Consider the following 19,783-nt stretch of genomic DNA (forward strand, 5'->3'; position numbering starts at 1 on the left):
GCAATAAGTAGATCTGCGGATGCTGCCCGTCAAAATTCGGGCCCTTGGATTAGGGATTTGAGAGAGAAAGATCCCGAATCACTTTGGAGATTCATTCGAGGGCAATGCGCTCAGCTCTACTCAAGTCTTTCGAAGCTTGTGCATGTTGAATTTATGGATAAATTGGCCGAAAGTGATCATGCAGGAATTGTTGATAATGCTATCAGGTCGATCAAAATTTCTATGCTAATCGTATACGTTTCTAACTTCTTAGATCATTCCTCGGGATGTCTCAGTTCGGAAATTGCCGTTGGGGATTTGATGCGAGCGCAATTGGATCTTGCGGAGGTTAATTTTGGCCGGCTATGACGAAGAGCGGGGGTTGATTTTAGCTGCTGAGGACTGTCCTCCAGAGCTGTTTGACTCATACCATAAATTTTCAGCGCATGATTTTGCAATCATAAGAAAACTGGTCGCGCACGGTCCAATATTGATTCGAGGGGGGCGAGGTTGCGGAAAAAGTGCGTTGATGATCGCCGCTTATCGAAAGTTAAAGGTTGAGGATGATTCAGCTTTTGGTGTTTATCTTAGTTTGCGTCACCTGCCCCTTCTGAGGAGTACAGGTGCAGATTACGAGAAGTTTTTCTTAACGCTTCTCATCGAAAGTGTGGCAAATGCCAGTGCTCGCTTCGGATTCGATTTTTCTCCGGAGGCTGACACTCACTCCGTGCGTACGGCGCTTAATGATTTGGCGTCTTCGATAGGCAAGCGCATTGTAATACTATTCGACGACGCGGCTCATATCGGTCGAGAGGCTTCGTTGCAAGAATTTTTTGATCTTTTCAGGACACTTTCTTCCAGTCTAATTTCCTGTAAGGCGTCTATTTATCCAGGTGTGACTAGGTTTGGGGCGCGCTTCGATGTTTATAACGATGCTACCGTTGTGGATGTCGCTCGTAGCGATGAGGATCCCGGATTTCAAGAGTTATTTGCAGATGTAGCTCGCGCTCGATTTCCTAGCGTGGTGAATGTTGTAAAAGTCTCGAAATCTATGAGCCAAGAGGATTTCTTTGGCTTTGTAGGGCAGTCTGTGTTGGGTAATATGCGGGGTTTTGTTTACGCGATGAACGCCGTGGAGCGAGTCAGCGATGAGAGGATAGTTGGCTTGCCCTTACTGGGGCGCGTACTGAAAGAACTTTCTTCGAATTATTATTGGCCTCTTCTGGACGAGTTGCGGCCGAAGCTCGGTGGTTACGAGGACATGCTCGTTGCTTCTACCGATGTTGCTGAGGTCGTTTTCGAAAAGTGCGGTGGGTTGGAGAGTAATTACGCTCTAATTCATAGGGATGTGGTTTCAAAATTTTCAAAAGCCTTGGAAATTCTTGAATACGCCGGTTTTATTGCGAGGCGTGATGTTTCGATGGCAATGAAAAGTGGAGGTCGCGGAGCTCGTTATTCATTGAATTTGTGTGGCCTTCTTGAGAGCGTGCCCGGATCCCGTATTACTCAGGGGCTTTTTGATTACTGGGTGGGCGGGGCTGACTATGTGGAGTTCCACAGAGGGGGCTCAGATTTTTCAGAGGTTGTGGTTCCTGAGGTGAGAGAGAATGCCGATCTAGGTGTTCTTGGTATGGGTATAGATAACTTGCTTCGCTCCAATGCTTATCCGTACGGATTAAGCGAGCAGAAAATTTCTGTTCTTGAAAAGGCTGGCTATAAGACTATCGGGCTACTCGCTGAGGCTAGCGAAGAAGATCTGATGTCGCTCTATAGTGTTGGAGAGGTTATGGCTAAGAGAATCAAGTTTGTCGCCCATCAAGCGATCTGGATGTGATATGCGAGCCAAGATAACGGGGTCAGGTCCACTTATCTAGGATGACGCCGCGCGAGCGGCGACGTAGGCCAGTCAGGGGGACGGCATGCGACAGGGATTGAAGCAGGGGGGCGCATCGCCGGGACGATGCGCTGACGAGGGTGCGGCGATACCGGCTGAGGCATCTCTTCGCCGCTTATCGCCAGGAGGTCGGCTCTACCAGAGCGCCCGGAACACCGGCGGAAGTGCGACGACTTCCATCCAGGGCGCGGCAACTTCGCTGCAGTGGGCGTGCCGTGATGTGCAGCTTCGAATAACGGTTCCAGGTTCACTTAGCCTGCGTTGAGGGATGGGTACCTGCAAAGAGGCGGGTTTCGGCTTCCACGATCGCGCCCCCAGATGCGCTGCTGTTGCAGGTAGGAAACTGCAGTTGGCGCCGTTTCGCCCCCCTTTCGTGCCGCGGGTGGCTCCAACATCTCGGCCTGGTCCCTCGACTAACATCGTTTGCTGACGCCGGGGAAGGAGCCTGCATCGTGAAGCTGTATGCGAACGCGTTGAACCGTAACTACCTGCGGAGTGTTTTGCCGGGCCCGAACGACGAAGTCGAATGGGTCAAGGCAGCGATCGCCTACGGTGACGACGAGAGGACCCTAGTGCAAAGCTGCTTGGACAAGCGGAAGCGGCTCGACATCTGGATGCGGTATGACCATACGGTTCCGGTGGCACCGAAACTGCTTAGGCACCTGTTGTCATGTGCATCGAGGAACGTCTTCTGCAGGCTTGTACCGGATGTCCTGCACGCGAAGGTGATCTGGTGGCGGGGCTATGGGGTCTACATCGGCTCCGCGAACCTGACGGATCGCGCCTGGATGACCAGCATCGAGCTAGGGGCTTTCCTTCCAGAAAGTGAGCTCGAAGCGGGGCAGCAGATGGGCGAACTGGAAAGGTTCTTCGACACGCTGGACGGCTATGACCGAGTGTTCGACCTGACGGAGGAGGTGATTCGGGAACAGGAGGCAATCCAGCGCGAGCGCAGCAAGGACGACGCTGAAGTTAACGCGAAAGCGCGCAGGCGCAGGAGCGTGCCGGAGTGGAGCGGTCCTGACTTCGCGGGCGACAGGCAGAACGTAATCAATCGCCAGAGAGATCAGTTCGTCAAGGAATGGAGGAGCGGCGTAGCGATTCTCGATGGCCTCGCGGAACAGGCGCCGCACTATCGGCCGGTTTGGCTGCACGCGGACGTTCCGTCGCGCTGGCAGGCGGATCAGTTCCTTCACGCGTACTACTACAACAGAGTCGCCGAAGGTGCGGCGCATCCATTCGAGGACCACTATCGTGCCAATTTTCGCGATCCTCAAGGCGCGTCGAAGGCCGCACTTGAATGGTGGGCTGACTTGCCGTCACCACCCTCCGATGAAGACATCAACTGTCATGAGCGCGCGCCTACGATCCGCCGGATTCTGCATCAGGATCGCCATCATCTGATGTCAAGTGACGACCTTTACGAACTGCTTCAAGCGAACCATTCCAGCAGAGACCATATCCGGCGAATGACCCTTAGCCAGCTGCATGTCGATGTCGCCGATGCCGATGGCGTTGATCGTATTCGTGCCTTCGCAGACTGGCTCTGGAAGCAACGTAACGCGAGCGGGGAGTCGTTTTTCGAGCTAATTAGATACGTGATCGATGGCGGTACGGTGGCGGATCTACCCATTAGGCTGTTCGATGCGACTGAGGCCCGTGCCTTTGCACACGTAGGCAAGAATCAGCTCGCAGAGATTGCTGGCTGGGCACGGCCCGAGAAGTACGGACCGCGAAATGGCCGTACCAGCAAGGCGCTGCGGGCACTCGGCTACAACGTGCGAGTGTACTGACGCCGCGTAGCAATGGGTGCTGAGCGCGTCTATGCCAGGCTCGAAGTCCCAGCGGACACGACGACGTATGCGGAGAGCCTCCTCTCCGCACGCCGGAAAAACAGGCGGCGTCGTGGAAGAGTAGGGTGCCAGAGATAACGGGGTCAGGTTCACTTATCTAGGATGACGCCGCGCGAGCGGCGACGTAGGCCAGTCAGGGGGACGGCATGCGACAGGGATTGAAGCGGGTGGCGCATCGTCGGGACGATGCGCTGACAGGGGTGCGGTGGGATCGGCTGGAGCATCTGCTCGCCAGCTATTACCGCGATGCTGGCTACGCGGTCGATCACGTCGGCACGGGCGGCACGTCCGCGGCGTTCGATGGCGGCGTGGATCTCGAACTGCGGCGTGGGGATGAGGTCGTGCTGGTGCAGGTCAAGCACTGGAATGCGTACAAGGTGCCGCACAACGAGGTGAACCAGTTGATCGGGCTGATGATCAACGCACGGGCGACCGGCGCGATCTTGGTGACGAGCGGGGAGTTCACCAAGGCCGCCATCGAGGCGGCCACGCGACACGGCCATGTGCGGTTGATCGATGGCGACGAGTTGCGCGCGATGCTGGGGGCGTTGCCCGAGCCGCCGGCATCGTCGGATCTGCCGGCCGATGCGCCTGCGCTATCGAGAGGTGAGCGCATCGCCACACGGGTGGGCGAGCATCTGGTGCACACGGCGATGGACCGGCTGGTTCCTGGGCCGCGCGGGGGGCGGGGCGGGGGCATCAAGCTCACGCTCGGGCTGATGGCCGCGAAGGCGCTGTTCTCGTTGGCGGTCCTGGCCGGCGGGTTCTTCATGTTCAAGCAGCTGATCGAGGGGCTGAATTTCGGCGTGCCGCGCTCGGCAGCGACAGCACCTGCATCCGGCGCACCGTCGCAGGCCCGCGGTGCGCCCGCGGCCATGCAGTCGGCCCCGGCGTCGATGTCGGTCGCAACGCATGCAATGCCGATTGCGGCAGAGGGAGCCGACTGTCGGGAGGTGATCGATCATTTCTCCGGCACGTTCATCGATCACTGCGCCCAAGCACGCGCATCACGCACGCCGTCGAGCGCGGATCAACAGGAGGCCCGGCGCAGGGCGGATGCCGCGATGGAGGTGCTGCGGGCGTCCACACCCGAGTTCTGATGCTCGTTGTGGGTGCTTGATTGACCGGCTCGTGCCTTCGCGTGCTGCGTCCGGTGTGTCAGACGTTTGTGTTGTTCCCATCCGCCAGGCGCCAGACGGCACTTGGCGATTCTTCTAGTCCCTATATCCACAGGATGGATGTCGATGAAGCGTTGCATGGCACTGTGTTTCGGCGTGATGTTGGCGGTGATGAGCGGGGCGGCGAGCGCCCAGGACTTGGCGCCGGCGGATGCGCCGCGTCTTGACGCGGTGGCCGCGACAGGCGCGGCGATGTACCGCCTCGATCAGGCGGCTGCGACGGCAACCGATCTCGCCCAGGCGCAGCGCGCCTTCCGGCGCGACAAGCGGGTACGGGGTTGGATCACCGAGGATCTGGGGTCGGCGGTGGCCGTGTACTTCCTGGATGACGCCGGCCAAGCGATCTACCGGGTCGACGTGCCCGATTCGGACGAGGTGTCCGGCGCGCTGCAAGTCATGGACACGCCGCTGGTGTTGGACGGTGCGTTGGCAGCGGCCGTGCAAGCGCGCGCGTCGGCATTGGCGGCACTCGAGAGCGCGGATGATTTCGGCGGCTGCAGCCGGCAGCACAACACCGTGGTGCTGCCGGTGGATGGGCATCCGGGGCGCTTCCACGTCTATATCCTGCCGGGCACTACGCGGCACCACGTCGTGCCGATCGGCGGCAGTTACCGTGTGGAGGTCGACAACGGGCAGGTGATCGCCCAGCGACCGTATACGCGCTCGTGCATCGAGCTGCAGAACCCGCCCGGTAACGTGGCGATGATGATCACCCACCTGCTGGACGACACGCCGACGGAGGTGCATGTGTTCTGGAGCCTGTGGGCCGGCACTCCGCTGATGGTCTCAACCGAGGCGGGTGCGTGGCGGGTGGAGAACGGCCAAGTGACCTTGCTGCACGAGCAGTGATAACGGGGGCGGTTTCACTTGCCGCCGCTTTTGGCTAGGCGATGTGCAAGCAGGGAGCCGGTAAAGCGCTGCGTCCTGACTTCGACCATCGTTCGGAAGTCACCGCGTCCCCAGCGCTATTGTTGGCGGGAGGGCGCCATGCGTGGCGAGCATGGCGCCCGATTTATGACCTGTCTATCGGGGACGCACACGGCGGCCTATACAGAAAGTGAAACTGCCCCCCGTTTTTGCACATCAATATGCTTATGATATCTCCGTCTCAACGTGGCCCACGCGCAGGAAATAACTGAATCGTCACGCCGAAGGGAAGTTCAATTGTTGTCAGCTTTATTTGAAGCCTGGTTTCTAGGAAAGCTCAGCGGCTGTGTTCTGACTTCAAAATTCTGAAATTCGACGACCCTCAGGCGCTCACTTTCAGTGTCGAAAATAGCAACGTGGTCGGTCGAAGTGGCCACGATATAACCTCGAATCATCAACTCGTTCTCGCGCCAAAGTTCTGCGGGGTCGAGGTAATGCTCTCCCGTTCGAAAGCTGTCAATCATCTTGTCGGCTGACTGTTTTCCTGCGCTCTCACCGACGAGCGCTGGGATGATTGCGATAAGCAGGATCAAAAGAAAAAGGTAGAATGCCAAGGTCATCGAAAGTGCGGAAAGGAGTATGGCGGAAGCGGCATTCTTGAGCCAAGCCGGAATCTTCTCGACCCATTGTGATCGAGCCCGCTTTGGTGCTGGCAGGCGAAAGAACCAGATCACTAGCGCGATCATGAGGCATATCACCCCGAGAAGCGTCAGTGGCATGTTGTCCAGCAACCTGGCGCTCTCGTAGTAGATCGCGTAGTAACCATTGATCATGGTCCACTCCACGCCGCGGCCGAAGAGATCGCTTGGCACGCCCAGCCCGCGCAGTTGGGTGATGTGGGCAATATGACCGGTCAAATGAAGGCAGATGCCGGCCAGGGTGCCAAGGGCAATAAGCAATGCCATAACCGAGGTCAAACGGCTAGCCCAGACGCTCAACGAGCGGTTTGGCGGACGCCCGCCACTCGACTCTTCCACAGTGCTTTCCATATGCCTCCCCCTGATTTGGCCTTGAATGCCGTCACAGTAGCGCTCGGCAGTCTCAGTTCCGGAGACGGCGGTAGCGGGGTCAGGTCTAATTTTCCGACTTCCAAGGGCGGTGAGCTTCTCGAACCCCGGTGAAGGGCTTCGCTTTGGTTCCGGATAACGGGTCAGGTTGGCTCACTTACTGCCGTTTTTGGCTGGATGGTGGCGAACGCTGGCATCGCCTACGTGGTGTTGACCGAGGTCGTCGACTGCCGACCCAATTTGAGCAGGAAATCACTGGGTCATTACAGGCGCGTGGTCGATCAACCGTTTCCGCACTTCCAAGACTCGTAAGGAATTGGATGTTCATTTAGATAGTGTTGCGTGGCAGGCTCAAGTTTTTCCCTTGAGTATGCGTAAGCACCGCCAGTTTTTCCCTGACTTGGCCCTTCTGACACCACACTTGCCTGCGAACACATCACTTCGACTGGCTCAAGGCCCACGCCACTGTTCCAAACCTTGACCGCACCACCAGGCGCTAGTCCGACAATCAGCTGATTGCGGTACTGCAGCTTCTGTTCGGGCAAGTACCTCGGCTGTGGCTCGCGTTGCTGCATCAAGCGTCGCACCTCGTCGGGAATCTCGAGCGTCACTTCGTAGGTCTGGGGTTCGACCAGTGATTGCCAGCGCACGTAGATGCGGGCGGGCAGGTCCGCGCCGGTGACGTTCCGGCCTGCACCACGCCCCGGTCGATCTGGCCAACCCGATGGGTCTCCCGAGTAGCGAAGCGACACCGTGCCGCTCCCCGCGTTCGGATACAGCCCCCCTTTGACATCGATGACGCTCGCGGTCTCCACCCACGTTTCCATGTAGGCAGGCGCGCCGAAGCCGAGGTGCCATGGCTCTTCCAATGCGCCAGACCTCACCGTGGCACCGCTGCATCCGATCAACATGACAAACAGCAGTAACCAGACACTTTTCATTCCGCACGCCCTCCGATGGCGTCTACAAGGGCCGTCAATCGGCTCCGCACGTCCATGAGCCGTAGGGGATCGGGTGGGCCTCCACATATGGGCGCGCCCGTTCTGGCAAGGTCACGTAGCGACCACCGTAACGGCCACCGTCGGGTCCTCCTGCCACCACGCTGGCCTGTGCACACATCACTTCGACCGGATTACCCAGCGTCCCACTCACCCACACCTTGATCGCACCGCCGGGTGCCAGACCCACCACCAGCCGATCCCGATAGCTGCTCCGGTTCGGATCGCGCACCGAAGGGGCCTGCGTCAGCATCAACGCGCGCACCTCCTCCGGAATCTCCAGCGTCGCCTCGTAGGTCTGCGGCTCCACCAACGATTGCCACCGGACATGGATGCGGGCCGGGAGACTGGCCCCGATGATCGAGCGTCCCGGGCTGGCGCCGAGCGTGGCGGGCCAGCCCGCGGCACTTCCGGAATAGGAAATCCCCGCAGTACCGCTACCGGAACGCGGAAAGACCCGACCGTCCATGTCCTCGACGCGTGCAGCTTCGATCCATGCACTCATGTAGTTCGGTGCGATGAATCGTAGTGCCCACGCGTCATATGGCAATCCACGTACTGCGGTACTTGTTCCGGAGACACAGCCGGGCAACATCACCAGCAACAGGACAGCCAGCCATAGCCGCTTCATTCCGCACGCCCTCCCAGGTTGGCGTAGTTGACGCGTGCATAGTCGTCCGTCGGCCGGCTGATGTACAACGCGTTGAACGGCAGCGGGCCGGGGCCGAGCCCCTCCAGCAGATCGATGTTCCAGTGCGCGGACAGATGCAGGTACTTGCGCTTGAGCAACGCGTCTTCGGCCGCGGTCAACAAGGGGCCACCACCGCGCGCATACGCGACGAGCTTGTCGCTGATCGGTTGGAGGTCATCCGGCAAGGACAGCGCAGGCACGTCGTCAGGCGACTGCTCCCACGGCACCCCCGCATCCTCCGCCAGGGCGTGCATGACCCGCAGGCAGACCAGGGTGTAGGCCGCGCTCACTCGTCGCTTGAGCCGCACCGTGGCATACGTGCGTTGCCGCGGTTGTGGCACCACGCTACCTGTTCGTGGGTCGCGGCGACGGTAGATGATCGCCCGGGCATCCACCTGCAGTTCCGCTTCCGGATATGATGGATCCAGCCAAGGACGCCACAGGGTCTTGAGCCTGTCGGCCTCCCGATAGGCGCGCGCACGTTCCGGCGTACGTCCCAGCGGTTCGTCGCTGGAGAGGGGTCGGATCATCATCAGTTCCTCGACCACCTCGTCCCGGTAGCCGCCGCCGATATCGGCATGGGCACCCGGCAGCAGGCGGATGTCGGTGTGCGGCGGGCCGGTCAGGGTCAGCGGGAAGTTCACCCGGTGTTCGTCCCGGGCACATAGTTGCACCACCTTGTCGGCACAGCCCTCGGGCAGTTGCATCTCCAGCCCGTGCGTGCGGGCACGGAGCGGATCGCCGGTATCCGCATCCAGTCCCACATTGACGACTGTGTCGAAAAGGCCGACGAAGGCAATGCGCACATCGCGTTTGGCCTGGAATCCCGGCACATAGGTGGCATCACAGTTGGCCAGCGGATCGCACAGGTCGATGCCGCGCTGGTGCACGAGTGCCACAAAGTGCCGGGCGGCGGCTGCACCGCGCGAGAAGCCGAACACGTGGAAGACGACACGCTCGACCAGAGTGTCTGAGTTGTCCTGCGCGAATCGATCCAGTGCTTCACGCACTGTCTTGTCCAGCGTTTCCTCTGCGCGACTTCTGACACCGGCAGCACCTTTACCCATGCCCTGTCCCCGGATCGTACTGTCGGGTTCTCCCGTTGTTGTACCGATGCCGGCGATGTACAACGGAATGAAGAACTCACTCGCACCGTCCTCGGGAAGTGTTTGCGTGCTGTCCCGAAACAGGTCGTACAACTTCGCCACATTCGTCGCAGCCCCCTCGTAACTGCCACTGCCCATGTAGGACTTGCAGAAGTCCCGATAGGCCTCCGCATCCGCCTCGTCGCGCACGTCCACGCGGCATTGCGCGCCGAGCTCGGCATTGGTGGCGTTGTTGTTGGTGCCGTCGAAGAACAGCCCGAGGTGCACGGTGACGGCGTTGAGCATCGGCTCGGTGCTGTCAGCGAACGCCATGGCGTCGTCCGACTGGGCCGGGCGCAAGCGGGTGGGCACTTCGTGGCCTGCCTCCTCGGCCCGGCGCCCAGCCGGCGTGAGATAGCTCTGCGGCAGCGTGTCCTCGATGCGCATCGTCAGCGGACAGCTGCTGATGGCGTGACAGCCGCAGCTGAGCTTGTGGCCCTGCAACACCAGCCCACGGCCGTTGAGGCTGCGGCTGAGGCAGCCCTCCACGAACACCTGCTGCCCACCGCAGCAGATCGCCGACATGCCGCGGGTGATCACCGGAATACCGTCGATGGGCATGAACGCATCGCCCGGCCCGAGGACGTGACCGCCGCTGCTGGTGCGGTCGCCGACGCGGATCGGGCCGCCCCGGAGCAGGCGGGTCATGCGCCGGTCCCTGCGTCGTCGCCGAGCGTGGCGAGGGCGACGCTGCCGTCGTCGTACTCGATGGCGACGACGCTGTGCTGACCGGGATCGAGGATGTACTCACCTGGACGCGTGGTGAGGCTGCCGGCGCAGGCGACGGGCTGGCCGTGGGCCTGGAGGGCATCCAGGCGGGTGAGGATGCGGGCATCACCCAGGTGAGGGTGGGTGACGGTATCGCCAGCGCAGGCCAGCGGCACGTCGTGGTGGCGCATCCCGCTGGACGCAGTGGCGACAGTACTGCCGAGGTTGGTGCGGGCGCCCTGTTGCGCCAGCGGCACGATCCGGCGGGGCTGCGGGGGCCGGTGGGGGCGTGCATCGTCTTTCATGTCGACCTCTCTCCTTGAGATTCCTTGTCGATGTGCGGCATGCGTGGGACAGGCTGGTCCGGCCGGGCGTGCGGTGTCGTCGGGCAAGTCAGTGTTCGGCTTCCGGACAACACCGCGACCGGGAGTAGGAAAAACCTGATTAGGGAGAACGTGCGGGTCCGGGACCTTCTATGGGTGGGCTGGGGGTGGGGGGCGACACGCGGCTCCACCACTTGATATGCAATTGAAAGATGTCATCAAATGCAATCAAAAGATGTATTGCTTGGTTCGTTACACGTCGGCACTTTCCGGGCGGTAAGCGCCGCTGTCGTAAGTCCGCCGCCTTGCACCTGACTTACGCAGCACGTAGAGTCTACCTCGGGCGTAGCCCATGGGTCATGCTGTTTGCATGTTCGCGTCGCAACCGGCCCGCCTGTGAGTTCCGCCCTCTCCGCTCCCCGGGCGGTGGTGGCGGCGCGCCTGCGCCAGATCCGCCAGCTGCGGGGCCTGAGCCAGCGGGACGTCGGAATCCGGATGGGACTGGACAAGGACACGGCATCGGCACGGATCAGCCGCTACGAGAGCGAGGCCATGACGGTCAGCCTCGAGTCGCTGTTCGCGCTGGCGCAGGCCCTGGACGTGCCCCCCGCCTACCTGCTGGCCGACACCCCGGCCATGGCCGATGCCATCCTGGCGCTGGGCACCGAAAGCGCCACCCAGCAGACAAGGCTGGCGGAGGCGGTCGCGGCCTTGGTGGCGATGCCCGTCGGCCAGCGCAAGGCACTGCTCGAAGGCCTGCTGGACACGCACCGGCCATAGCACGCACGGCCGGGTTCGCAAGGAACCGCACACATGTGGGCAAGGATGCGCCACTGGCTTCGGCAACGCCGTCGTCCGCCGCGTCGCACCGTCACTGCCGAGGTCATGACGGCGCTGGTCGACATCAACATGCTCTCGTTGAACATCACCGAGGCGCAGTGGCTGCTGCGGCATGTCGCGCCGCTGACGGATGCAGAGACGCAGACCATCACGCGCTTCCTCGAAGCGGCCGCCGCGTGCCTGGCCGAGACCCCGCCGCTGTCGGCACCTGCCGATCAATGGCACGCGCTGCAGGCGCGCGCGCGTGCGCTCAATGCGGAGTTCACGCGTTTGCGTGACCGGGTGACGGGCGGTGATGACCGCGCGCCATAAACACGGAATCAGGTTCGGGGAAAACGGGGTCGGAAAACGGGGTCAGGTTCACTTTGACGCGCCCTCGACCGCGAGGCCTGATAGAGAGCCGGCTAGTTCACCTCACTTGGGGACTTGCCTTCCGGCTGTCACGGCGACCTACCGGGAGGTCCGCACTGCGGTGCGGAAGACAGCTCCCTTATGTTGACCCAAGAGCGACTAGCCCGCGGCACCCACCGTAGCTTGTTGCAACCAGCGAGTACACGTGCGTGGTGGACGGGGAGGCTCACCGTCTCGATCGCGTAGTTCGAGCCATCAGGTGATGGCGGGATATCGCAATGCGAGTGCCTGTGCGATCAGCCTACGTTTCTCGACAGAGACGACTGGCTCGCCGTAGGTGAACCACTCGCAGCCCCGGCCCATCGGCGTGAAGACAAAGACCTCCGAACTCTTCCCGGCTCCTGTCTTCTCTACATACCATCCAGGCAGCGAAACAGCGGGCTTGACGGAAGCCGGCTCGTCCAATGCTTCGCGCAGAAGGTTGGCGAGGTGGCTTGCCTGGCGTCGTGCCTGCTCGATTGGGGCACGCGTCACAAAGTCAGGGAATTGAAGTGTTTCGCCATCGAAGGTGAGCTTTGCTTTGTTCTGGGATGGTAGGTGTCTCGGCTTGCGAAATGATTTGGTCTCCACAGCGAAGATGCCGCGGGGCGCGATCACCACGTGGTCGATGTTGAATTTCCCGCAAGGCAGGTCGTGCATCACAATGCAGTCTTTCGCGGTGAGCCGGTTGAGCTGTATGCCGGTCACACGCTCGGCCAACAGACCATCCCGTGCCTGCTCCTTTCGCTTGAGATGGCGTTGGTACTGCCAGAAGCCGAACCCAAACAGAGGCACCCATCCTGCAAGGAAGAGTGCCTCTTGCGTTCGGAAGCGAAACTGCGTCCAGTCGATCTGCGTCGTCGCCCAGATCAGAAAGAGCATCGGCAGCGCGAGGGTCATGAGGTTGTATCCGTACATGATCTCCTCGTCCGCTTTGTCGATGCGTCGTAGAAGCTGCTGCCCAGGCAGATGACCGATTTGCTTCCCGTGTAATGGTGATCGTCGCTGGCGCGATGTCCGGACGGCCTTGAACACCAAGAGAATGATCAACGTGATCACAGTTGATGCGATGAAAACTGCGTGGCCGATGAAGATTTCCCATTTCATATCTGTGCTCCTTGCGCTGATGCAGCGACATCATGGTGCGCGGTTTCAGCACGTAACGCTCGCTAGCGACAAGACCGACTCGTGGCGGCCCTCCCGGAGCGTGCTGGTGCGAAAGTGGCCTGCATTAAAAACGTATTGGTGTCCGAGCCGCTGCATGAGTTGCCCAGTATCGCCAGCCGCGGCGTTGCCTTGGTTGTCCCTCAGAACAGAGGCATGCAGAGGCATGCCGGTCACCAATAGCTCTCCCTGCAGCGCCTGCAGATATCGCAGGCGGTCACTATCAGCAATGAAAAAAAAGAGTGGCCGATTGTTGCCGCGCTACATGATGTGTTGCGTAACTTTAGTTAGGTTGAGGCGGGCAGGCGAGCCACTCGGGTCAGTGTGCTAGTCCGCACGCGGCGCGCGCATCGAGGAATCTGAAGAGGGTTGGCCGGTTGAATTACTGGCGCGTCATGAAAGCGAAGCTGACCACGTCTGACAGGGGGCCGGTAAAGCGCTGAGTCCTGACTTCGACCATCGTTCGGAAATCACCGCGTCTCCAGCGTTACCGTTGACGGGAGGGCGCCATGCATGGCGAGCATGGCGCCCGATTAATGACCTGCCCATCGATGAAGAACACGATGGCCTACACGAAAAGTGAAACTGACCCCGTTTTTACAGCCTGCTCGGTCATCAGGTCAGTTTCTCGGGTCCGCGATCACTCGGGCGGGTGACCCGTAGAGCACCAGAACACGCTGTCCAGCCGCAAGCACCGGCTCTGATCCTTGGACGACTGTCATCAGACTCCCGTTACTTGTCTCGACCACGTACTCGATTCCGCTCTGGCCGGACACGCCACGCTCGGCCGCAGCACCTGCGATCGAGCCGATCACCAGGCCGCCGATAGCTCCAACGGCGCCGACGGCATCGTTGCCGCCGATCTGGGAGCCTGCGACAGCGCCTGCCGCGCCGCCAGCAATAGAGCCGCCGCCTCGGCTTCCATCGATTGCGACCGATCGCGCGCTCACGACGACACCTTCCACCGAGCGGTTGACCTGACCAACTGATCCGACCGAGTAGCTATCGGGTCGGATGTTCGGTGTGCAGGCAGCAAGACCCGCTGCGAGTCCGAGGGCAACGACCAGCCCTCTCACGGCGCGGCCTCCGGACGACCGTTGGGAAACATCGGCCTCGTCACATCGATCGTTTCAAGCGCCTGAAGAAACTGTGCAATGTTGTTCTGGACCGATCGGTTGATCGACTCGCGGGCGCGGATCATCCCAGCGAATGCATAGCTCGCGGGCACTACGCCAGATGCGCTGATGTCTTGTGTGTAGATGATCGAGCCTGACTCTCGATCGATGATCTCGTAGCGAGCCGTCGTCTGGGTGGTCATCGATGCGCCGAACGCGGGAACATCGAGCTCAAGAACCTTGACGCTGAGGCTGACCTTACGATTGGAGTTGTCACTGAAAACAGCCATCCGATTGAGGGCTTCTGTCAGGGCCGACTCCCACATTTGAGGAACTTCATGCTGAGCGGCCGCAGGGATCTTGCCCTTGGCTTCATCCGGTCGAGCGAGTGAGACCGTCAGTGAGCGCATGTCGGCATCGACTTTCTGCGCGGTGACGCCAACGTTGGGCACGGAAAAATTGAGTGGTGGATTGGATGCACATCCCGCCAAGCCCAGTACGAGGACTGCGGCCAAAAACATCGTCTTCATGGAGTTCCCCTGTATGCCCATCCTGGGCGATGTGGGCAGCCTGAAAGGCTGCCCCGCCTTATCGGCTCGCTCGAAAGGAAGTTGAGAGGCGATGAGGACCGCTCCCTCCCATTTCGCGAATTCAGAAAATTCCTACACCTGTCCAGCCGATTGTTACCTTGACCGCCCAGCACTCCCCGTAGCAGACTCGACCCCAAGGAGCGTCGAAACTCCTCACACAGCGGTACCCACCTCCGTCAATCTGGTGGGTTTTTTGTGCCCGTGCGTTTGCTTTCGGGCATGGACCGACGCGATCCCTGCGTCGGGAGGGCGGCTAATACAAGACCCTTCGGGGAAATACGCCCGCCGGCTGTGTGCGGTTTCGAACCTCCCGACTTCCCGTCCTCCGTCTGGCGGACGGGCACTTCATGGAATGGAGGACACGACGATGTCGACGTTCGAGACGGAAGATCGCGGCGCACTGGGCTATTTCCTGAGCGAGGACGGCCAGTCCCGGCTGCGCAAGCTGCACCAGCACATCGAGTTCCTGTCGCGCCTGGCGGAGCCACGCGTGGACGAGGAAGAGGACGGCCCCGAGATCGAGGCCCCCGCACTGGCCGGCTGCCTGGAGCTGCTGGCCGAGCAGGTGCAGCAGGTGCTCGATACGGTGTCCTGGCCGGCACGCCTGCAGCCGAGGGGCACGCCGGTGAGGGTGGGGCAGCAGGCCGACGGCGACGAGGCCGAAGACGCGGATGAGACCGATGCCGACACGTCGCCGGCGGCGGCCTCCGCTGACGATGACTACGTCTTCGGCATGACCATGGACCAGCTGGACGAACTGCACCGCCTGCTCGACCTGCTGCGCGCCCAAGGCGATCTGATGATGGCCACCGGCGACGGCGATGTCGCCAAGGACACCATCGTCGTCACCGGCTCGGCGGTCTTCGACGGCGCGGATGCCGTGCGCACCATCATCGACGAGGTCGAATCGCAGGCCCGCGACGATGACGACGCGCGTAGCAAGGCCCGGCGCGTGCGCGAGACGCCGCCGCTCTACAACGTGCACGCCGTGGCCGCCGCGCCGCAGGTCAACCCCGGCGCTGGTCTGCACTGAGCCCGACGCCACCCACAGCCGTGTTTGCATGTGCTGCGGGTGGCGTCCTTCGTCGAAGCGACGTTTTTTGGGCTGACGCTCTGCCTGTGCATCGCTCGGGCATGGCCTGATCTGTCGCTGTCCTGAGGCGTCGTTGCTGTGCCGACTGACCGGGCATCGCCAGCCCGGGCCATGGTCCAACGGCGTAAAACGTTGCGCCTCCTCAGATACACAATGCCGACCGCATTTTTCGGTAACGGGCGGCTTTGCCGTGCGCGTCGCGTCTGCCAGTTGGGGGGCGGCCGCGCACTGGAGCGTCTCCATGTCGGACGGCAAGGATGTTGAGTCTTGTGAGGTGACGCGGCACCGCGCTGCCTTCGATGCAGCACTGATGCATCTGCGACCCGAACTGCTTCATTTCATGCAACGGCATGTTCGCGATGCAGACACTGGCGCGGACCTCGCACAAGAAGCGCTACTGCGCTTGCTGGCTTACCGGGACATGCCCGATATTGCCTGCCATGTGTCGCTGATGTATCGCGTTGCCTGGAACCTGCTGCGGGAGCACTGGCGAACGAGGCATCGCCACCATGCGTCCCACCATGTACCAATGGATCTGATTGAACCGTTGCTGGCGGAGGCCGCTTCGGTTGAGGACATCGTCGACGCGCGCCGGGCGCTGCAGCGTCTTTCCAGCGAGGCGCTCGACACCTTGCCACCAAGATGCCGGAAGGCGTTCGAACTCCATCGCGCTGACGGTCTGACCTATCCCGAGATTGCCGTCGAGATGGGCATCTCGGTGAAGATGGTGGAGAAGCACATCGGTAGGGCGCTGGCGACATGCCGTATTGCCGTGGAGCGTGCAGGATGACAAAACCGCAAACGTTCTAGAGGAGTCTTGGCGACTTGCCGGTGCAGTCTCCTCTGGTGGCACGGCTGACGGGCACCGCCAAACCTTATGAAGCTCCCTGAGCTTTATAAGGTTTCTGGCCTTTCCTTCTAATATGTTCCTCGCCTCCCAAGCTTGCGCACATAGGCTTGTCATGCGCCGAGATGAGGTTGACGTTGAACTGCATTCGTGCCGGGCATGTGTGTCAGGACATGCCGGACGTTGCCTGCACCCACCGATAGTTCCTGGTCAGCAGCGGCACAGGTCAATCAGCATGAGCGCGGCGGGCGGCAGTGAAGCGGGGAGTGCATCGCCAGGTATCTCCGAAAGCCCCACCACATGTGGCTCTTCCCGACATCTAGGGGCTGCCCTAGGTGCGTACTCGTGCGTGTTTCACATCTCGTGTACGTAATCCAATCGTGCCTGACTGCGCAAGGTTCCACCGGTAAAAACGCCGTTATATTCCGGACTCCCCCGAAGCAGGAGAACTGGATATGTCGCTCATCCGACAGCATCGTACGAAGGCACAAATGATCGGCGTGGCGCTCGTTGCCGCCGTGGGCCTCGGTGGCTGCGCCACCTACAAGGACGACTTCGCACGCATGGACTCGCGGCTGGATTCCCTCGACTCGCGGGTGCAGGGCGCGGCCCAGAGTGCGGAATCCGCCAACCAGTCCGCGACGCAGGCCAACCAGCGCCTGGATCAGATGGAACGTCGCGTCCAGCAGCTCGAGACGGCGCCGCGCCGTACGCCGCGCGGTTGATCTGATCGGGCCGGGCCCCGTTGGCCCTGTCGGCCACGGGTCCCGGTGTTTCATCCGTCTTTCGAGGAGTGTTCCTATCGCCAAGTCCACTCACGCTGCGATGCGGGTCGTCCACGGTGCGCTGCTGCTTGCATTGGCCACCGCGAGCGTCGGTGTGGCCGTCGCGAACGAGGACGCCGCGACGCCATCGGCCGCCTCGGTCGACCAGCTTCCGCCGGGCCAGGACGTGTCCGACACGGTGATCGCGCTTGCGGGCTGGGTCATCGCCGCCAACGACAATCACGGCTACCCGTTCATGGTGATGGACAAGGCCGCCGCGCAGGTGCTGGTGTTCGGCGGCGACGGTCGCCTGCGTGGCGCAGCGCCGGGGCTGTTCGGTTCGGCGGTCGGCGACCATGCGGCACCCGGCATCGCCGGTCTTGCGCTGCGCGAGATTCCGGGACGGGATCGCACCACGCCGGCGGGTCGTTTCGTGGGCGGCTATGGCCCCTCGATCGACGCCGGCCGCGTGCTCTGGGTGGACTACGATTCGGCGGTCTCGCTGCACCCGACGGCAAGCGGCACGCCGGTCGAGCGACGCGAGGAGCGTTTGGCGTCGCCCACGCCGGACGACAACCGTGTCACCCATGGGTGCATCAATGTGGCATCGGATTTCTACGAGCAGGTGGTCCGCTCGACGTTCGAGAAGGGGGGCGTGTTCTACATCCTGCCGGACACGGATTCGATGGAAGAGACCTTTCCGGAGTTCGCGCAGAGTCGCGTGGCGGGGAAGAACTAAAACGGGGTCAGGTTCACTTACCGCCCACGACGCGCCGATCGGTTGGATGGCCGGTCACGCGCACGGGGTATGACATCCGGCGGAACGGACCAGCGGCGTGAAGGCCATCGGTTGGGTGGGAGACCACGATGTGCCTTCCCCGTGCCGCCAGGGCACGGGCGCAACATGCACTGACACGTTGTATTCAACATAAGGCGCAGCGCGCCAGGGGATGAGAGCAATGAGCAAGTGGATGGGGATGGTGCTTGTGGCGTGCGTGGGCCTCGCGGGGTGTGCGGCCTCGGTCCAGCGGCCGACATCGGTGGCGGACCGGCTGGACATTCCCCCGGTGGCGACCGAGGAGATCCATCTGCTGGTGCAGACATCCCCCGAGCATCAACGCGCGGAGGACTGGGAGGCGTTCCGCGCGGAGTGGCGAACGGCGATGGCGAGCGCGACATCGGCGGCCGGCCATCGCTTCGTCTACCTCGATGCCATGCCGGCGCAGTTCGAGGGGCCGGGCACGCTGGTGGTCGTGAACGTCAACGACTACCGGTATCTCTCGCAGGGCGCGCGGTTGGGGCTCGGCGTGATGACGGGCAATGCCTACATCGATGCCGATGCCACGTTCTATGTGCTGCCGCAGCGCACCCTAGTCGGCACCCGCGAGTACGCCACCACCTCGACCGCCTGGCAGGGGGTGTTCTCGGCGATGACGAACAAGCAGGTGGGGGCGATCGCGCAGGAGATCCTGGCGGAGATCGACGGGCGGTAGGCCTTGCTCCGAAAACGGGGTCAGGTTCGAAAACGGGGTCAGGTTCACTTACCGCGGCTTTTGGCCGGGCGGTGTGCGGGTCGGACGCCGGCAAAGCGTTGCGTCCTGGCCTCGACCATCGCGCGGAAATCGTCGCGCCCCCAGGCGCGTTGCTGCTGGAGGTACTGCTTGATCTCGACGAGGTCTTGGTCCGGGATCGATGCGTCGAGCAGCCGTCGCCATGCGCTCGCACGTGCCGCGGGATCGTCGTGCAGCGCCAGCCACGCCGGGTGCGGCGTCAGCAGGGCGTGCCTGCGCCCATCGAGGTGTGCGGCGCAGCTCGACCAGCGATAGGCGGCGGGGTCGTCGGTCACGCGCGCCCGGACCGGGTTGAGTTCGATGTACCGCTGGCAGGTGAGGACGTAGCGTTCGCTGTCGACGAGGCACGCCTTGTAGCGTCCCTCCCACAAAGTGCCGGTGCGTCCGTGCCGCGCGTTGAACGTGCCCACGTACTGCCGGCCGAGCTTCTGCATCATTCGCGCAAGGTCGCCGGTTGCACGGGGCGTCGCCAGTAGGTGGACATGGTTGTCCATCAGGACGTAGGCATGCAGCTGTACGTCGGTGGCCAGGAGTGCTTCGCGGAGCAAGTGCAGGTAGTGCAGGCGATCGCCGTCATCGAGGAAGCAGGGCAGGCGATTGTTGCCGCGCTGCACGACGTGCTGCGGGATGCAGGGAAGATCGAGTCGAGGGCGTCGTGCCATGCCAGGAAGCATGGCGCCCGATCAATGGCCTGCCGATCGGCGAA

At 61.8% G+C, this 19,783-nt stretch carries 20 protein-coding genes; 12 read left to right on the plus strand and 8 right to left on the minus strand.

All coding sequences use genetic code 11. The features are described from left to right. Window positions 1-334: 334 nt before the first annotated feature. The 4 genes from RG19_RS17530 to RG19_RS05640 all read left to right on the plus strand — a co-directional run bounded on the left by RG19_RS17530 (window position 335) and on the right by RG19_RS05640 (window position 5,753). The gene (locus RG19_RS17530; RefSeq protein WP_157515170.1) at window positions 335-1,813 is read left to right on the plus strand and encodes a P-loop NTPase family protein; all 1,479 of its coding nucleotides are present in this window, start codon (window positions 335-337) and stop codon (window positions 1,811-1,813) included. A 512-nt stretch (window positions 1,814-2,325) separates the two neighbouring features. After that, window positions 2,326-3,666, plus strand: a complete 1,341-nt coding sequence (locus RG19_RS05630) for a phospholipase D-like domain-containing protein (RefSeq protein ID WP_058834418.1) — start codon at window positions 2,326-2,328, stop codon at window positions 3,664-3,666. Window positions 3,667-3,893: 227 nt separating this feature from the next. Further along, window positions 3,894-4,826, plus strand: coding sequence for a restriction endonuclease (locus RG19_RS05635; protein ID WP_238376680.1), 933 nt, complete (start codon window positions 3,894-3,896; stop codon window positions 4,824-4,826). 102 nt (window positions 4,827-4,928) lie between these two features. Beyond that, window positions 4,929-5,753, plus strand: coding sequence for a hypothetical protein (locus tag RG19_RS05640; protein ID WP_162267053.1), 825 nt, complete (start codon window positions 4,929-4,931; stop codon window positions 5,751-5,753). A 311-nt stretch (window positions 5,754-6,064) separates the two neighbouring features. Here RG19_RS05640 and RG19_RS05645 read toward each other — a convergent pair whose 3' ends face one another. The 5 genes from RG19_RS05645 to RG19_RS05660 form a co-directional block, all read right to left on the minus strand. Continuing rightward, a complete protein-coding gene (locus RG19_RS05645; protein WP_157515172.1) occupies window positions 6,065-6,808 on the minus strand; it encodes a hypothetical protein in 744 nt (247 codons plus the stop codon). A gap of 311 nt (window positions 6,809-7,119) precedes the next feature. Beyond that, complete coding sequence (locus RG19_RS17155; protein WP_162267054.1) at window positions 7,120-7,779, minus strand: DUF2931 family protein; 660 nt, start codon at window positions 7,777-7,779, stop codon at window positions 7,120-7,122. A 34-nt stretch (window positions 7,780-7,813) separates the two neighbouring features. Next, window positions 7,814-8,467: a DUF2931 family protein gene (locus RG19_RS05650; protein ID WP_058834422.1), complete on the minus strand. Its 654-nt coding sequence runs from the start codon at window positions 8,465-8,467 to the stop codon at window positions 7,814-7,816. Next, window positions 8,464-10,320: a PAAR domain-containing protein gene (locus tag RG19_RS05655; protein WP_058834423.1), complete on the minus strand. Its 1,857-nt coding sequence runs from the start codon at window positions 10,318-10,320 to the stop codon at window positions 8,464-8,466. The genes RG19_RS05650 and RG19_RS05655 overlap by 4 nt, the downstream gene beginning before the upstream one ends. Further along, window positions 10,317-10,685: a PAAR domain-containing protein gene (locus RG19_RS05660; protein ID WP_058834424.1), complete on the minus strand. Its 369-nt coding sequence runs from the start codon at window positions 10,683-10,685 to the stop codon at window positions 10,317-10,319. The genes RG19_RS05655 and RG19_RS05660 overlap by 4 nt, the downstream gene beginning before the upstream one ends. A 414-nt stretch (window positions 10,686-11,099) precedes the next feature. Here RG19_RS05660 and RG19_RS05665 point away from each other — a divergent pair, with 414 nt between their 5' ends. Further along, on the plus strand, window positions 11,100-11,483 hold the full coding sequence (locus tag RG19_RS05665; RefSeq protein WP_058834425.1) for a helix-turn-helix domain-containing protein: 384 nt from the start codon (window positions 11,100-11,102) through the stop codon (window positions 11,481-11,483). Between the two features lie 45 nt (window positions 11,484-11,528). Further along, a complete protein-coding gene (locus RG19_RS05670) occupies window positions 11,529-11,855 on the plus strand; it encodes a hypothetical protein (RefSeq protein WP_058834426.1) in 327 nt (108 codons plus the stop codon). Between the two features lie 294 nt (window positions 11,856-12,149). Here the strand turns inward: RG19_RS05670 and RG19_RS05675 are convergent, their stop codons facing one another. Next, complete coding sequence (locus RG19_RS05675) at window positions 12,150-13,040, minus strand: nuclease-related domain-containing protein (protein ID WP_058834427.1); 891 nt, start codon at window positions 13,038-13,040, stop codon at window positions 12,150-12,152. A 764-nt stretch (window positions 13,041-13,804) separates the two neighbouring features. Here RG19_RS05675 and RG19_RS17535 point away from each other — a divergent pair. Next, window positions 13,805-14,086 (plus strand): hypothetical protein, encoded by a 282-nt coding sequence (locus RG19_RS17535; protein ID WP_157515174.1) that lies wholly within the window; start codon window positions 13,805-13,807, stop codon window positions 14,084-14,086. 83 nt (window positions 14,087-14,169) lie between these two features. Here RG19_RS17535 and RG19_RS18000 read toward each other — a convergent pair whose 3' ends face one another. Beyond that, window positions 14,170-14,742 (minus strand): YajG family lipoprotein, encoded by a 573-nt coding sequence (locus RG19_RS18000; RefSeq protein ID WP_058836434.1) that lies wholly within the window; start codon window positions 14,740-14,742, stop codon window positions 14,170-14,172. A 427-nt stretch (window positions 14,743-15,169) separates the two neighbouring features. On the opposite strand from RG19_RS18000, the gene RG19_RS05685 reads away from it, so the two are divergent. The 5 genes from RG19_RS05685 (at window position 15,170) to RG19_RS05705 (ending at window position 18,999) form a co-directional block, all read left to right on the plus strand. Then, window positions 15,170-15,835, plus strand: coding sequence for an XAC0095 family protein (locus RG19_RS05685; protein ID WP_157515175.1), 666 nt, complete (start codon window positions 15,170-15,172; stop codon window positions 15,833-15,835). A gap of 301 nt (window positions 15,836-16,136) precedes the next feature. Beyond that, on the plus strand, window positions 16,137-16,685 hold the full coding sequence (locus tag RG19_RS17175) for an RNA polymerase sigma factor (protein WP_082672794.1): 549 nt from the start codon (window positions 16,137-16,139) through the stop codon (window positions 16,683-16,685). Window positions 16,686-17,197: 512 nt separating this feature from the next. Continuing rightward, window positions 17,198-17,467, plus strand: coding sequence for a hypothetical protein (locus tag RG19_RS05695; RefSeq protein ID WP_058834430.1), 270 nt, complete (start codon window positions 17,198-17,200; stop codon window positions 17,465-17,467). Between the two features lie 100 nt (window positions 17,468-17,567). Continuing rightward, the gene (locus RG19_RS05700) at window positions 17,568-18,245 is read left to right on the plus strand and encodes a hypothetical protein (RefSeq protein WP_058834431.1); all 678 of its coding nucleotides are present in this window, start codon (window positions 17,568-17,570) and stop codon (window positions 18,243-18,245) included. A gap of 220 nt (window positions 18,246-18,465) precedes the next feature. After that, entirely contained in the window at window positions 18,466-18,999 is a 534-nt protein-coding gene (locus RG19_RS05705) for a hypothetical protein (protein WP_058834432.1), read from the plus strand. A gap of 44 nt (window positions 19,000-19,043) precedes the next feature. On the opposite strand, the gene RG19_RS05710 is transcribed toward RG19_RS05705, so the two are convergent. Continuing rightward, window positions 19,044-19,691, minus strand: a complete 648-nt coding sequence (locus tag RG19_RS05710) for a transposase (protein ID WP_338037910.1) — start codon at window positions 19,689-19,691, stop codon at window positions 19,044-19,046. Between the last annotated feature and the right edge of the window lie 92 nt (window positions 19,692-19,783).

It is taken from the genome of Luteimonas abyssi, from assembly GCF_001482195.1.
Lineage (GTDB): Bacteria > Pseudomonadota > Gammaproteobacteria > Xanthomonadales > Xanthomonadaceae > Luteimonas > Luteimonas abyssi.